Genomic DNA, 15,259 nt, shown 5'->3' on the forward strand with positions numbered 1-15,259 from the left:
TAGGAGGTTATTCATTCTGCGGGCCACCACCCGCGGTAATCACCTGAATACTCATCCGCGGTGTTGCCAGATCCAGTCCGGCTTCATCCATGTGCCGCTTGAGTGACAGGTTGAACGCTCGCGACACTTCCCACTGCTTGATTGGCGCGGTCTTGAAGCGGGCGCGAAGGATTGCGTTGCCCGACTCGAAACTTTCCACCCCCTGGAACTCCAGCGGCGACCAGATATTGCGCCGCTGCAACGGATCGGTGCGCATTTTCTGGGCGACTTCGCGCATCAGTTTGATTGCGTTGTCGATGTCCATGCTGGCGGGCACGGCTACCCGGAAGATCGCGTAGCCGAATTCCCGGGAGTAGTTCTTGATGCTCTTGATTTCGCTGAACGGAATGGTATGGACGATGCCATCGATGTCCCGCAGGCGCACGGTGCGGATGGTCAGGCCTTCGACCGTGCCGAGGTGGCCGCCGACATCCACGTAGTCGTCGATGGCCAGGGAGTCTTCGATGATGATGAACAACCCGGTAATCAGGTCGGCTACCAGCGACTGCGCACCAAAACCGATGGCCAGGCCGATCACGCCGGCACCGGCCAGCAGTGGCGTGACGTTCATGCCCATGTTCGCCAGGGCGACAATCAGCGCGATGATGAAAATCGCTATGAACAGCACATTGCGGATCAGCGGCATCATCGTCTGCGCGCGGGCATTGGCCAGGCCTTTGCGCGAGCGGGTGAGTGCGTGGTGCACGGCGGTGTCACTGAGAATCCAGATCAGCCAGGCGAACAGCAGCGTGCCGGCGAGGCTGAACAGTTTGACGCTGACTTCATGGCCATCGCCTTCGGTAAAGCGGATCAACGACATGCCCCAGACCCGCAGGCCGAGCTCGATGAAAGCCAGCCACACCAACAGGTGGACGATGGTGTAGAAGAAGTTTTTCAGCCGTTCCGAATACACGGCGTAGCGCCGGATGCCGTGCTGGGGTTTGAGGGCGTGGCGGCGTACCAGGCCGTTGATGACCATGCACAGCACCAGCAACACGGTACAGATCAGCGACTGGCGCAGGGCAGTGCTGGTGTCGCCGGCGGAAATGAACGTCGCGAACAGCGAGATGGCCACCAGCACTAGCGCAGGCACGTACCAGAAGGTGCCGAGAATTGACAGGGTGTCGTTGAGGGCGCGGCGAGTCAGGCGTCGGGACAGCGGCTGGTTGCGGATCAGGTGGGCGATCGGTCGGCGGAAACGCAGGATGAAGCGCCCCGTGGAGAGCGCTGCCAGGACATTGGCAACAGTTGCGGCGGTGTGGGCCAGATGGCTGCCGAGGCTGTTGACCAGTTGCGGATCGCTCAGCGCTTCGCCAAACGCGGCGAAGCTGCCGATCAGCCACAGCGGTCGAAACGCCTGGTGCCGCAGGATGTACAAGGCGCGGTGGCGGTGTGGGCCGTCGAGCAGGGAAAAGGCAATCACGCAGATGGCCGAGAAGCAGGTGCCGACCACCAGTGCATAGGCCAGCACCATCGCCAGGCTCTTGCCCAGGGACGAGGGCAGGGCGTAGCTCATGTAGACCGTGATCACCAGGGCGATCAGCCACGGCCCGAGTTTGCGCAGCGCAAAACGCAACATGTCCAGGGCCCGGGGGTGCTGCGGCAGTTCTTCGGTCAGGCCGAAACGCATCCGCACTCGGTGGCTGATCCAGATCAGGGCGGCGGCCAGCAGGCTCCAGATCATCAGGATCATGGCAAAGGCGAACAGCATGGGCAGCCATTCATTGGCCGGTAGCGCCAACGCCACCAGTTCTTCCCTGGCCTGATCGAACTCACTGGACCAGCGCGTGAGCGGGCTGTCGTCGCCGGTAAATTTCTTCTCGATAGTGGTCAGGGTTCCGCCAATCAGGCCCAGCACGCCTTCTTCGGTCATCGGCTGGGCTTGTTTGGTGGTGTCACGGAGCTTTTTCAGGTCGGCCAGCAGCTTGCTGCGTTGCTGGTCGTTTTCCAGTGAGTTGATCACTTCGTCCAGGGATTGCCCCAGCGGTTCCTGTGCTTCGGGCTGCGCCTTGGCCTGGTTGTTGAGCAGGCCTGGCAGGCCGGCCGCCTGGGCAGGCGCCACTGACAGCAGCGTCATCAGGCAGACAAGGACAATACACGGGAGGGCAAAAAGACGAGCGAACACTAGGCGGTCAACCTCGCAGGGAGCGGATCGACCGAGTGTACGAGCCCGTCAAAATCAATGCGAGCCAAGGGCGATGAATTATTCGTTGAGTTTGGCGAGGATCTTGATCACCACGGTCGCGAGAATGGTCAGCATGCCGATCCACATGGCAAACACGCCGGCATTTTTATCGCGAAAGTTGAAGCCGACGGCCAGCAGGAGCATCCCGGCAAGAATCGGGATCAGCATGGTGTGGAAGCTAGACATCGAAATCATGGAGACAGCCTTGTCGAAGGGATACTTGAAGTCTAGGCCGCTTTTGATGCGGCCGGTGTGATGTGTATCAGGAAGGAACCAGCGCGATCATGAAATCTGCAGTGTTTGAGCTGCCGTCATCGCGAGCAAGCTCGCTTGTATGCTAGGACTTGAAGGGAGGAGGAGGGACAAGGCTCGATTCTGACTGTTAGCGCAGTACAGATCCGTGGGAGATTTCGCCCCTCCTCCTTTCACCCAAGCGCCGATAAAGAATGCATCTGGCTAGACCGACGATAGGAACAAGCCTGCGCCTCTGGGTGAGCCCTTCAAGTGCTCAAAACCATATCTCGGGGGATGTTCAATGGCAATGCCGGTTTCTGCTATCAAACCAATCGTGGGCGTGGATGTCGCCAAGAATGAATTGATGATCTATCAGGCCGAACTGGATCTGCTTGAGACGCTTCCCAATAACAAGCCAGCCATCAAGAAATGGCTGAAAGCCTTGCCGGCACCGGTCGATGTCGCGATTGAGTCGACCAATATCTATCACCTGGAGTTCGCCGACCTGGCCCATGAGGCCGGTTGCACCATTTACATGGTCGGCGGCTATGAACTGAGTCACTACCGCAAAGGTGTGAAGGTTCGCGCCAAAACGGACGCACTGGATGCAAAGTTGCTCGCTCGTTATCTGAAGAACGAGTATGAAGAGCTCCATCCATGGATTCCGCCATCGCCGCTGTACCGCTGCCTCTTGAGCCTTTTCCGCCGGCGCGCGGCGCTGGTTCAGGCGCGGGTTGGCCTGGTGCAGAGCTGGACAAATGAACCGCTGCTCAAAGCCGCTTTTGCCGAGCAAGTGGCCTCCATGCAGAGGCTTGAAGGGCTGGTCGAGAAAATGATCAACGACCGCCTGAAAGAGGCCGGCTTGCTTGCCCAGTTGAAGCGTTGCATGAAAGTTGAAGGTATTGGCTTTCTGACTGGCGCCCGCTTGATCGCGGCCTTTCAGCGAGGCGATTTCAGAAATGCAGATGCCTTCATCGCGTTTTTGGGGATGGATTTGCGGGTATCGCAGTCAGGACAAAAAGACGGTCGCCGCAGCCTGACAAAGCGAGGCGATCCGGAGGCGCGTCGGCTTTTGCACAACGCTGCCATGTCGGCCAGCCGCACAGCCGCCTGGAAAGGTTTTTACCAAGAACAAAGAGCTAAAGGGTTCAGTACTACGCAGGCACTGGTGATCTTGGCCCGTAAACTGGCCCGGATCGTATTTGCACTGCTGAAAGGGCAAGGTGAATACCAACCGAAAGCAGGTTGAGGGCTTCCCCTCAACCATAGAATCTCCCACATTGGAATGCGTTTCAAATGTGGGAGCGAGCTTGCTCGCGATGTTTTTCCAGGTTTACGGCAACTCGCGGCAGGCGTAGAACGCGCTCAGGACCTTGACCAGATGCGCCAGGTCATGGCTGCCGCACAGTTCGCGGATCGAGTGCATGGCGAACGTCGGCAGGCCGATGTCCACGGTGCGCACGCCCAGGTGGCTGGCGGTGATCGGGCCGATGGTCGAACCACAGCCCATGTCGCTGCGCACCACGAAGCTTTGCACCGGCACTTCTTCAGCCATGCACAGGTGACGGAAGAACCCGGCGGTTTCGCTGTTGGTGGCGTAACGCTGGTTGCTGTTGACCTTGATCACCGGGCCGGCGTTGAGTTTCGGGCCGTGGTTGGCGTCGTGTTTGTCGGCGTAATTCGGGTGCACGCCGTGGGCGTTGTCAGCCGAAACCAGCAGGGATTTCTGAATGGTGCGTACGAATTCATCACCTTCGGGCAGCAGGCGATGCAAGGTTTGCTCAAGCATCGGGCCGTCGGCACCGCAGGCCGAGCAGGAACCGACTTCTTCGTGGTCGTTGCAGACCAGCACGCAGGTTTCGCCGGTGTCGACCGTCAGCAGCGCTTGCAGACCGGCATAGCACGACAGCAGGTTGTCCAGGCGCGCGCCGGCGATGAAATCGCCATGCAGGCCAATGACCGCAGCGCTTTGGGTGTCGTAGAAACTCAACTCGTAATCGAGCACCACGTCGGCATTCAGGCCGTGTTCGCGGGCGAGCTGGTCGGTGAGCACTGCGCGGAAGTCCACGCGCTCGTCACCGGCAAATTGCGCGAGGATCGGCGGCAGTTCGGTCTGGGCGTTGATCGCCCAGCCCATGTTGGCTTCACGATTGAGGTGAATCGCCAGGTTCGGAATGATCGCGACCGGTGCCTTGAAGTCGATCAACTGGCTCTCGACCTTGCCATCACGTCGGAAGGTTACGCGGCCCGCCAGGGACAGGTCACGGTCGAACCATGGCGCCAGCAGCGCGCCGCCATAGACTTCGACACCCAGTTGCCAGAAGCCCTGGCGTTGCAACTCCGGTTGCGGCTTGACGCGCAGGCACGGGCTGTCGGTATGGGCGCCGACCAGGCGAATGCCGCCGTGCAGTGGTGAGTGGCGGCCCATTTTGATCGCGATAATCGAAGAGTCGTTGCGGGTGACGTAGTAACGACCGTTGGCTTCGGTATTCCACGGCTCGCGCTCGTCGAGGCGTTGATAGCCCGCCGCTTCCAGACGCTGAACAAGGCTGGCGGTGGCATGGAACGGGGTAGGGGAGGCCTTGAGGAAATCGATCAGGCCTTGGTTCAACTCTTCGCGCATAAAGTAGCTCCAGACAGCAGTGGCGCCAGTTTAACGTATTGGCTTGGTAAATGGCGTCGCACTGATTGTGGGGCCGGCCATCGAAATTGAATCTGGAGGAGATCCCTTGTGGGAGCGGGCTTGCTCGCGAAGGCGTAGTGTCAGACAACATCAATAGTGACTGTCACACCACTTTCGTCGGAACGCCGCCCGGAGCAAGCCCGCTCCCACACTTTTAAAACGGTGCAGGACACTCGAAGCGCAGGCGCTCGCCACTTTGCGGGTGGGTAAAGCTGAGCATGCTGGCGTGCAGGCACAGGCGTGGCCAGGCCGCCAAAGCCTGTTCATGGGCATAAAGCCCGTCACCCAGCAGCGGATGGCCAATCGAGAGCATGTGCACGCGCAACTGGTGGGAGCGGCCGGTGATCGGTGTCAGTTCAACGCGGCACCAGTCGCCACAACGTTCGAGCACGCGCCAGAAGGTCAGCGCATGTTTGCCGAATTCATGGTCGACCACATGCCGTGGCTTGGTCGGCGGGTCGTAGCGCAAGGGCAGGTCGATGCTGCCGCTGTCCAGTTCCGGCTGACCCCAGCACAGGGCGGTGTAGGCCTTTTCGGTTTCGCGGTCGTGAAATTGCCGGGACAGTTCGCGATGGGTATCCGGATCGCGGGCCAGCAGGATGATGCCGGACGTCTCCCAGTCCAGTCGATGGACGATTCGCGCTTCCGGGTAGCCGTTTTCCTGCAGGCGGGTAATCAGGCAGTCCTTGTTGTCATCGGCCCGGCCAGGGACAGAGAGCAACAGGGTCGGTTTGTTCACCACCAGTACGGCGGCATCCTGGTGGATGATGTGGATGTTGGACAACGGCATTAAAACAGCCTCGTAACAAACGCCAACGGCGGCTCAGGTCCCTTCCGGTTGCAGAGGGGACCTGAGCCGCCGTGGCTCCAGCCGGATCGACTCAGCGATCTGGCAGGGTGATATTGAGTTCCAGAATCGAGCAGCTGCCCTGGCTTTCCAGTGCGACATGCACGTCATCGGACCCGATATTGACGTACTTGCGGATCACCTCGACCAGTTCCTTTTGCAAGGCTGGCAGGTAGTCCGGGGTACTGCGTTGGCCGCGTTCGTGCGCCACGATGATCTGTAGACGCTCTTTCGCTACCGACGCGGTACTTTGCTTTTTGTTGGCACGAAAGAAGTCAAAAAGGTTCATTGCTTAGTTGCCTCCAAACAGGCGCTCGAAGAATCCCTTCTTCTGTACATCAAGGAATCGATGATCCACGGTCTTGCCCAGCAGGCGATCAACGGTATCGCTGTAGGCCTGGCCGGCATCGCTCTGGTCGTCGAGAATCACCGGAACACCCTGGTTGGATGCCTTGAGCACCGCCTGGGATTCAGGGATCACGCCGAGCAGCGTCACCGAAAGGATTTCCTTGACGTCTTCTACGCCGAGCATTTCGCCTTTGCTCACACGTTCCGGGTGATAGCGGGTAATCAGCAGGTGTTCCTTGATCGGGTCTTCGCCGCGTTCGGCGCGACGGGACTTGCTGGCCAGCAGGCCGAGCATGCGGTCGGAGTCACGTACCGAGGAGACTTCCGGGTTGGTCACGACGATCGCTTCATCGGCGAAGTACATGGCCAGGTGGGCGCCTTTCTCGATGCCCGCCGGGGAGTCGCAGACCACGAACTCAAAGTCTTCCTTGAGCTGCATCAGGACTTTTTCCACGCCTTCGACGGTCAGCGCGTCTTTGTCGCGGGTCTGGCTGGCGGCCAGCACGTAGAGGTTTTCCAGGCGCTTGTCTTTGATCAGGGCCTGTTGCAGGTTGGCTTCGCCATTGACCACGTTGACGAAGTCATACACCACGCGACGCTCGCAACCCATGATCAGGTCGAGGTTACGCAAGCCCACGTCGAAGTCGACGATCACTGTTTTGTGGCCGCGCAGAGCGAGGCCGGTACCGATAGCGGCGCTGGTGGTGGTCTTACCCACACCACCCTTGCCGGATGTAACCACGAGAATCTTGGCCAAGGTGTTTCACCCCTAAGGAAGAAGGACTTTTCAGTCCCTGAAAAACATCTCCTGAAAAACTACTGCAGTCGGACAGCCTTGGCTGGAATCCGGTTTTGAGCGGCGTTTACCCCCGGTAAACACTGCTTTCGGCCTTTTTCCTACTTCGTTTGAGCCGTTTTCGCTACGTTTTAGAGATGCTTGGAAAATGCGGCAGTATCCGTTAAAGCCGAATGATGTTCAACACGTCGCCGGACAGGCTGACCTGCACACCCGAACCCCATAGAGGGTCGCGGCGCAGATCTTCGGAAACCTTGTAATGCCCGGCGATGGAAATCAGTTCAGCACTCATTTGCTGACAGAAAATCCGCGCCTTGGTGTCGCCCTTGACGCCGGCCAACACGCGACCACGCATCGGGCCGTATACATGGATGTTGCCATCGGCGAGAAGTTCCGCCCCCGGGCTGACCGAGGAGATCACCACCAGATCGCTGCCCTGGGCATAAATCTGCTGGCCACCGCGTACCGGCGAGGTGATGATTTTCGTCGGCTTGATGGTCGGTTCAGGCGTTTTTTCCGGTTTTTTCTTCGGTTCGCCTTCGGTCAGGTCCAGTGGCCGCTCCCGGGCACCGGACGGTGGCAGCACCGGCAGGTCGACCGCGATGGCGGCGGCAATGTCTTCGATGCGGCTGGCGCGGATCGCCAGGGTGCGCAGGCCATGCTGGCGGCAAACGCGCATCAGCCCTGGCAGATCGACCGCGCCTTCGTTGGCCGGGAGTTTGTCCAGGGCCAGTACCAGTGGCGCGTTGCTGAAGAAGTTGGGCGCCAGGGCGACCTTGGCGGCCAGTTGCCGATCGAGGCTTTCGAGGTCGTTACGGGCCAGTTCCAGCACCGTAATGGCCAGCATGCTGCCCTTCAACTGGAACACGGGATCTTGGTCTAGCGGTTCGGTTTGGCTCATGGTCGGCATACAACGACTTGTCACTAAAAGTGCCGAGACTTATAACGAGAACGCCCGCGGGCCGCAAGCCGGGTCGAACGATGTAGAATGCGCGGCCATTGTCATTCCGGAAGCATTAATGGACCGCCCGCGTTTTCGAAAAGCATTTCTATCTCCACGTTTCTGGCCGCTGTGGTGTGGCTTGGGGCTGTTGTGGCTGATCGTCCAGTTGCCGTATCCGTCACTGCTGTGGATCGGTCGTGTTCTGGGTGCATTGATGTATCGGGTCGCCGGCGACAGACGGCGCATCGCCAAGCGCAATCTGGAACTGTGTTTTCCTGAAAAAACCGCCGCCGAACGCAAACGCCTGCTCAAGGAAAACTTCGCCTCCACCGGCATCGCTTTCTTTGAGATGGCGATGAGCTGGTGGTGGTCGCGCAAGCGCCTGGCCAATCTCGCTCATATCGAAGGGCTGGAGCATTTGCAGCAGGCCCAGCGTGAGGGCAAGGGTGTGATCCTGATGGCCCTGCACTTCACGACGCTGGAAATCGGCGCGGCGTTGCTCGGTCAGCAGCACACCATCGACGGCATGTACCGCGAGCACAAGAATCCGCTGTTCGACTACATCCAGCGCCAGGGCCGCGAGCGACACAACCTCGACTCGCTGGCGATAGAACGCGAAGACGTGCGCGGCATGCTCAAATTGCTGCGCTCGGGCCGGGCGATCTGGTATGCACCGGATCAGGATTACGGTGCCAAGCAAAGTGTTTTTGTGCCGCTGTTCGGCATCCAGGCTGCAACCGTCACCGCCACGAGCAAGTTTGCGCGGCTGGGCAAGGCGCTGGTGGTGCCGTTCACCCAGGAGCGTCTGGCGGACGGCAGCGGTTATCGGCTGGTGATCCATGCGCCGCTCGAAGGCTTCCCCGGCGAAACCGAAGAAGCCGACTGCCTGCGCATCAACCAATGGATCGAAAGCGTTCTGCGCGAGCATCCCGAGCAATACCTGTGGGCCCACCGCCGCTTCAAGAGCCGTCCACCGGGCGAGGCGAAGCTGTACGCCAAACGTCGTTGAATCCCGATACCCTGTAGGAGCGAGCTTGCTCGCGATGGTAGCCAACGATAACGCGGGGCACCTGACACCCCGCGGCGTTTTCACGACCATCGTCGGAACGCCGCCCGGAGCAAGCTCGCTCCTACAAGGGGATAGGTCGAAACAACGAAATCCCATCAAGCACCATGGAGAGTTGCGATGAGTCCAGCTGAACCGGTAACAGGGTTGATTCTTTCCGGTGGCGGGGCTCGGGCGGCCTATCAGGTCGGGGTGCTGGCGGCGATTGCCGAATTGCTGCCGCCGGGGGCACGCAATCCGTTTCCGGTGATCGTCGGCACCTCGGCGGGCGCGATCAACGCCGTCAGCCTCGCCAGCGGGGCAATGGACTTTCGTAATGCCATCGAACGCCTGACGGCCTTCTGGCAGGGCTTCCGCAGTCATCTGGTGTTGCGCAGCGACTGGCCCGGGGTGATCCGCCAGGCCAGCCGCTTTGTCAGCCACAGTTTGCTCGGCATCGGTGCCCAGGTGCCGGTGGCGCTGCTCAACAGTTCTCCGCTGCGGGATTTGCTCAACGACAAGCTGCATATGGGCGGCATCGCCGAAGCGATCGCACAGAAGCAATTGCACGCGGTGGCGGTCACCGCGTTCGGTTATGAGTCGGGCCAGGCTGTCACCTTCTATGAGGGCGGCGGTAAGATCGATGCCTGGTTGCGCCATCGGCGCATTGGTGTTCCCACCCGGTTGTCCGTTGAACACCTGCTCGCCAGTTCGGCCATTCCGCTGCTGTTCGCCCCAGTGAAAATCGACGAAGAGTATTTCGGTGATGGCGCGGTGCGTCAGTCGGCGCCGATCAGTCCGGCGCTGCATCTGGGCGCCAGTCGGGTGCTGGTGGTGGGCGTCAGCGGCAACCCCCGCGGGGTCGACCCGCAACAACCCTTGCTGCGCAGCTACACCGGTCAGCAGCCGACCCTGGCGCAGATCGGTGGGCACATGCTCAACAGTACGTTCATTGACAGCCTGGAAAGCGACATCGAGTTGTTGCAGCGCCTGAACCAGTTCAGTCACCTGATGCCCGACGGCACGCCAACCCGCGCTTTGGGCGTGGCGCCGGTGGACGTATTGGTGATTTCACCGAGTCAGCCGATCGATGAGATTGCTGCGCGCCATCGTCAGGAATTGCCGGCGGCACTGCGCCTGTTTCTGCGCGGGCCGGGTGCGACCAAGACCAGCGGGGCAGGGGTTTTGAGTTACCTGCTGTTCGAGACGGGGTATTGCAGCGAGTTGATTGAACTGGGGCGCCGGGATGCACTGGCCAAGCGGGGGGAGTTGTGCCGGTTTCTCGGGATTTCGGTGGCTGAAACTGTTTGAACTGTCAGATCTGACAGTAGATGTGCTCAGGTTTTTCCATCAGATTGAACCCGATTGGCAGAGGGTTCGAAGATGGCGGCTGCGCAATGGATTGATGCTCACACACCAACCTTGTCGGTGACGGATTCGCGCGGTTTGGCTGTGCGAAATGTCGCCTATTGTCGTCATCCGCTGAACCCGTCCATTGAGACTCGCATCACCCGCAATCACTTTGACGCTACCGGACGGCTGGTGGCTTCCTGGGATCCACGATTGTGGGGCACCTCGTCAAAACCGAACCTCGCCACGACGCAGAATCTACTAAGTCAGCCTCTGCTGGTGGACAGCGTCGATGCCGGTTGGCAACTGAGCTTACTGGATCAGGCCGGTATGGCGCGATCGTTCTGGGACGGTCGCGGGAGTCAGCGGCACACTGAGTACGATGAGCTTCAGCGTCCGACGACCGTGACGGAACAGATGAAGGATGAATCGCCGCGCGTCGCCGAGCGTTTTGCTTACGCAGGGGCGAGTGATGAGTTTGCGGTGCATAACCAGTGCGGCCAACTGATCCGTCATGACCATCCGGCGGGCAGGCGCAGCCTTTGCGAGTATGGTGTGGCTGGCTTGCTTCTAACGGAAGAGACCCGCTTCATGCTCGAGCTGGCCCCGCCGGATTGGTCGTCCGAATTTGCCGATGCCCGCCTGGAGGATGAGGTTTTCAGGACGGCTCAGCAGTATGGGCCGTCAGGGGAAATGCTCCGTCAGACTGACGCCATGGAAAATCTCCAGGCATTCGCTTACAACCAGGCCGGTGAGTTGAAAGAATGCCGATTGAAGCTGGCAGGTTCTTCAGTGGAACCTCAGTTGTTGGTCAATGATGTTCGCTACGACGCCGTCGGCAGGGTTGAAAGTGAGCGTGCGGCAAATGGTGTCCTGACGACTGCCCGGTACGCAGCTGAAGATGGGCGACTGGCCGGATTGCTGTCTTGCGATGCCCGAGGCACGCCGCTCCAGCACTTCGAATATGCCTACGATCCGGTCGGCAATATCTCAAGTGTCGAAGACAAGGTGGCGTTGATACGGTATTTCAATCAACAGCGCATCGAACCGATCAACCGCTATCGCTATGACAGCCTGTATCAACTGGTCGAAGCCACTGGCCGGGAAGTCAGCCAGCCCGGTTATGGTCCTGCATTACCTGCCTGGCAAACCACGCCGCTGGACCCCAACCAGTTGCGCCATTACACCCAGACGTTCAATTACGACGCCGCCGGGAATCTGCAAACCCGCCGCCACAGTGGCGTGGAAACCTTCGAGATGTTTACCTCGACCGACAGCAATCGCAGTGTTGCGCAGGAAGGCAATCTGGCGGATGGCTTTGATGCCAACGGCAATCAGCTGGAACTGCTGCGCGGCCAGACAATGAGTTGGGACATTCGTAATCAGTTGAGTCGCGTCACGATGGTGCGGCGGGAGGATGGGCCTGACGATACCGAGTGTTATTTCTACGACAGTCCCGGGCATCGACTGAGGAAAGTCCGACTCACCGAGACGGCTCGGCGCACGCTGCGTGCTGAAGTTCGTTACTTGCCGGGGCTGGAAATCCATCGTGATACGGCTACCGGCGAAGAGCGGCATGTGCTGAGTGTCGAGGCGGGGCTTAGCCATGTGCGGGCCTTGCACTGGGTTGAGAAACTGCCCAAGGATGTACGCAACGACCAACTGCGTTATTGCCTGAATGACCATCTGAACTCGTGCACGCTGGAACTGGATGAGCAGGGAGCGCTGCTGAGTCGGGAGGTTTACTACCCGTTTGGCGGGACGGCGTTGTGGGCGGGTACCAGTGAAACTGAGGCCAAGTACAAGACGATTCGTTACTCGGGTAAAGAACGGGATGCGACGGGGCTTTATTATTATGGGTATCGGTACTACGCGCCGTGGTTGCAGCGGTGGGTGAGTGCGGATCCTATCGGTAGCGGAGACGGTTTGAACCTGTTTTTAATGGTGAATAATCGCCCTGTGTCGTTGAAGGATGAACAAGGGCTGATTGGGGATGATGTGAATTCGAAGTCGCCTGAGAAAATTGGCAAATGGCAGCTTGAAAAATTGCAGTTTTCTTATTCTGATCTGAACTCAGATGAGGCTGTCGGGAATAATGTTGTCGCCAACATTGAACTTTCCTATAAGCCGGATTGGAAAGATAGTGTGCTAGGCGTATTTCAGGAAATGCCAAATTTAAAATGGAAAGAAAGAATAACGCTTAATGATTTTTCAAAAAAACACACTTGGAGTTTTAAGGCGGATATGTTTCAGCATAACCCGTCAAGCCGAACAATGGAGGTTTGGCCTAGAAGGTACATTGAGGCATTTAATTCGGCGGCCGGTCAGCCCTCTCTGGTCAGAGGCGCAGTAGTCTTGCGTGATTTGCAGGGGAATAATGTGAGTCTTGCCGGTTTGGGAGGAGAAGTCTCAGGCAATGAAGAAAAGTCTAAAGCCGTGCGGGACTATCTTTCCAAGAACGGAGGGGTGCTGGCTATTGAAGTTCATGACGTGCCGTCAATTATTACACGAGAAAATACCCATAAAGAGAGACTGCTCGAGATACAGGTTGGTTTGAGTGGCGTGAAAACAAAAGCTGTAATTAATCAGTATTTGAACGTGGAAATTACTCCAGAAAAGTCTACATCTAAGCGTTTTGTTAGCGTGAGGCCTATACCGATGGTGGATAGAGGGTTGAAATCAGTTGAACCTCCTTCGCATGTCAGCAAAAGAAGGTCGTACACGTGGTTTCCGGGGGAAGTACTGAATATCGCTTTGCGATAAAACCGAACTGCGCCTCGCTAGTGAAGCGCAGAACGGTCAAAGAGTCATCAGAAGTGAACCTTGACCAGGAAACTGGTCACACTCTGATCAGTCTTGAAGCCCTGGCTGTCTTCAATTCCGTACTTGTTTTTCCAGTAGTCATACTCGACACCGACGTACAGCTGCTTGGCACCCAGATTCAATGCCTTGCCCAGGTCATATTTGACCTGCGGATTGAAGTGCAGGTTGGCGTGGTATTCGCCTTTGCTGTTGACGTCGTTGTCGACGACCCAGTCCATGAAGCCGTCGATCAGCACATCCGAGCCACCCACCGGGATGGTGTAGGACCAGACCGGCGTGACCTGCCAGATATTGTCGCCCGGGCGGTCGCCTTCGGTGTGGCGGTTGTAGAAGTTCAACTGGAAGTAGTCGAAGCCCGGGATGGCCAGGTCGAAGCCAGGGCCGATCAGGTAGGACTCGGTATCGTCTTCACCGAACTCGTAGGTCATGGCCAGCAGCACGTCCTTGATCGGGCCAAACTCGAACTTCTGGTCGAAGATCTTGTTGAACGACAGGCGCGGGCTGAGCTCGCCGTAGTGGCTGTTCTTGCCCGCGAAGGCGTCTTCTTTGCCGTTGTAGAAGATTTTGTCGATGAAGAAGAAGTTGTCGCCGTATTTCCAACCATCGGCGTGTTCAAAGGTCACCGTCTGCTGGATGCGCGGGTTGACCTGGAAGTCCTTGCCATAGAGGTAGCTCAGGCTGTTGTTCTGCCATTGCAGCAAGTCGCCGGCCATGGCCTGACCCCCCGCCAGCAATGATCCCGCCAGCATCAGGCTAGTGCACGTACGTTTCATTCGGTTGCTCCCAAAAAGTAGGTGGTTCCACGTTATTTTTTTAAGGTCGGCGCTCTGGTGTGGCGCCTGTTTCCGTAGCGGTAAAAAATCATCCATTCGGTCAGCTTTAGTGCTGTTAGCAAGAGCTGAGCCAAGGCTTTCAAAAAGCAAAAAAACTCCCGTTCGGCGGCTCAAGAGCGGTCGATTGAGAGGGGTTTTGGAGTGCCTTGGTGCCTGCCAGAGCCGGGATAAGTTGGCCTGCTGGTCAGGTTTTACATCCGGGCTTTTTTTTAAACCGGATTTGGGCGGCCGCGGAGAATACTGACTCCTCGGCCAGGTCTCAAGTGCTCCGCAACGGCGCACCGACGACAGGTGTGGGGCACGGTTGCGGGGCAGCATCAGAAGTGCACCTTTACCAGCAGGCTGGCGGTGTTTTCATTGGTGTTGAAACGGGAGCTGTCCTGGACGCCGTATTTGTCTTTCCAGTAGCTGTATTCGGTGCCGACATACACCTGTTTCTCACGCCAGCCCAAGGCTTTGCCCAGGTCGTATTTGATCTGCGGGTTGAAGTGCAGGTTGGCGTGATAGGTGCCGCGGGCGTTCTGGTCGTTATCCACCACCCAGTCGATGTAGCCGTCGATCAACAGGTTCGAGTTGCCCAGTGGCAGGGTGTAGGACCAGGCCGGGCTGATTTGCCAGACATCATCGCCAGGGCGCGAACCTTCGGTCTGGCGGTAATAGAAGTTCAAGGTGAAAAAGTTGAAGCCCGGTACCGCGAGGTCGAAACCGGGGCCGATCAGGTAGGCCTCAGTGTCGTCTTCGCCGTTCTCGTAGGTCATGGCCAGCAGCACGTCCTTGATCGGGCCGAATTCAAAACGGCGGTCGAGGATCTTGCCGAAGGAGAGGCGCGGGCTGAACTCGCCGTAATAGGCGTGAACGCCTTTGTTTCGGTCTTGGTCGCCGTTGTAGTAGGTGCTGTCGATGAACATGAAGTTGTCGCCGTACTTCCAGCGGTCGGCGTGTTCGAAGGTTATCGTCTGCTGGATCGGCGGGTTGATCGCGAAGTTCTTGCCGTACAGGTAGCTCAGGCTGTTGGTCTGCCACAGCAGTAGATCGCCGGCCATGGCCTGACTCGCGGCCAGCAGGCCTGCACTCAACAGCAGGTTGGTTTGTGTCCGAATCATCTGTTGCTCCCTCTTGTTTTTATTTTTGAG

13 protein-coding genes are annotated in these 15,259 nt (G+C 58.4%); 4 read left to right on the forward strand and 9 right to left on the reverse strand.

Annotation, left to right across the window (positions count from 1 at the left end; translation table 11 throughout):
* Window positions 1-7: 7 nt before the first annotated feature.
* Together AC3IT6_RS08340 and AC3IT6_RS08345 are read right to left on the reverse strand one after the other, a co-directional pair.
* Window positions 8-2,164, reverse strand: a complete 2,157-nt coding sequence (locus AC3IT6_RS08340; protein ID WP_489354864.1) for a mechanosensitive ion channel domain-containing protein — start codon at window positions 2,162-2,164, stop codon at window positions 8-10.
* Window positions 2,165-2,242: 78 nt separating this feature from the next.
* Window positions 2,243-2,419 carry a hypothetical protein gene (locus AC3IT6_RS08345; RefSeq protein WP_489354865.1) on the reverse strand — a complete coding sequence of 59 codons (177 nt, stop codon included), beginning with the start codon at window positions 2,417-2,419 and terminating at the stop codon, window positions 2,243-2,245.
* A gap of 340 nt (window positions 2,420-2,759) precedes the next feature.
* Here AC3IT6_RS08345 and AC3IT6_RS08350 point away from each other — a divergent pair, with 340 nt between their 5' ends.
* Window positions 2,760-3,707 carry an IS110 family RNA-guided transposase gene (locus AC3IT6_RS08350; protein WP_489352329.1) on the forward strand — a complete coding sequence of 316 codons (948 nt, stop codon included), beginning with the start codon at window positions 2,760-2,762 and terminating at the stop codon, window positions 3,705-3,707.
* 84 nt (window positions 3,708-3,791) lie between these two features.
* Here the strand turns inward: AC3IT6_RS08350 and AC3IT6_RS08355 are convergent, their stop codons facing one another.
* The 5 genes from AC3IT6_RS08355 to minC form a co-directional block, all read right to left on the reverse strand.
* Window positions 3,792-5,081 carry a M18 family aminopeptidase gene (locus tag AC3IT6_RS08355; protein ID WP_489354866.1) on the reverse strand — a complete coding sequence of 430 codons (1,290 nt, stop codon included), beginning with the start codon at window positions 5,079-5,081 and terminating at the stop codon, window positions 3,792-3,794.
* A 214-nt stretch (window positions 5,082-5,295) separates the two neighbouring features.
* The gene (locus AC3IT6_RS08360) at window positions 5,296-5,931 is read right to left on the reverse strand and encodes an RluA family pseudouridine synthase (protein WP_046037585.1); all 636 of its coding nucleotides are present in this window, start codon (window positions 5,929-5,931) and stop codon (window positions 5,296-5,298) included.
* Window positions 5,932-6,022: 91 nt separating this feature from the next.
* Window positions 6,023-6,277 carry a cell division topological specificity factor MinE gene (gene minE, locus AC3IT6_RS08365; protein WP_007974947.1) on the reverse strand — a complete coding sequence of 85 codons (255 nt, stop codon included), beginning with the start codon at window positions 6,275-6,277 and terminating at the stop codon, window positions 6,023-6,025.
* A 3-nt stretch (window positions 6,278-6,280) separates the two neighbouring features.
* Complete coding sequence (minD, locus tag AC3IT6_RS08370) at window positions 6,281-7,093, reverse strand: septum site-determining protein MinD (protein ID WP_007974946.1); 813 nt, start codon at window positions 7,091-7,093, stop codon at window positions 6,281-6,283.
* Between the two features lie 202 nt (window positions 7,094-7,295).
* Window positions 7,296-8,033: a septum site-determining protein MinC gene (gene minC, locus AC3IT6_RS08375; RefSeq protein ID WP_489354867.1), complete on the reverse strand. Its 738-nt coding sequence runs from the start codon at window positions 8,031-8,033 to the stop codon at window positions 7,296-7,298.
* A 118-nt stretch (window positions 8,034-8,151) separates the two neighbouring features.
* Between minC and AC3IT6_RS08380 the strand changes: the two genes are divergently transcribed.
* The 3 genes from AC3IT6_RS08380 to AC3IT6_RS08390 all read left to right on the forward strand — a co-directional run bounded on the left by AC3IT6_RS08380 (window position 8,152) and on the right by AC3IT6_RS08390 (window position 13,233).
* Window positions 8,152-9,084: a lipid A biosynthesis lauroyl acyltransferase gene (locus tag AC3IT6_RS08380; RefSeq protein ID WP_489354868.1), complete on the forward strand. Its 933-nt coding sequence runs from the start codon at window positions 8,152-8,154 to the stop codon at window positions 9,082-9,084.
* 177 nt (window positions 9,085-9,261) lie between these two features.
* The gene (locus tag AC3IT6_RS08385; protein WP_489354869.1) at window positions 9,262-10,431 is read left to right on the forward strand and encodes a patatin-like phospholipase family protein; all 1,170 of its coding nucleotides are present in this window, start codon (window positions 9,262-9,264) and stop codon (window positions 10,429-10,431) included.
* 72 nt (window positions 10,432-10,503) lie between these two features.
* Window positions 10,504-13,233, forward strand: a complete 2,730-nt coding sequence (locus AC3IT6_RS08390; RefSeq protein ID WP_489354870.1) for an RHS repeat domain-containing protein — start codon at window positions 10,504-10,506, stop codon at window positions 13,231-13,233.
* A gap of 47 nt (window positions 13,234-13,280) precedes the next feature.
* On the opposite strand, the gene AC3IT6_RS08395 is transcribed toward AC3IT6_RS08390, so the two are convergent.
* The gene (locus AC3IT6_RS08395; RefSeq protein ID WP_489354871.1) at window positions 13,281-14,066 is read right to left on the reverse strand and encodes an outer membrane protein OmpK; all 786 of its coding nucleotides are present in this window, start codon (window positions 14,064-14,066) and stop codon (window positions 13,281-13,283) included.
* Between the two features lie 377 nt (window positions 14,067-14,443).
* Entirely contained in the window at window positions 14,444-15,229 is a 786-nt protein-coding gene (locus AC3IT6_RS08400) for an outer membrane protein OmpK (protein ID WP_223444882.1), read from the reverse strand.
* Window positions 15,230-15,259: the final 30 nt, after the last annotated feature.

The organism is Pseudomonas sp. KH_017, assembly GCF_057840285.1.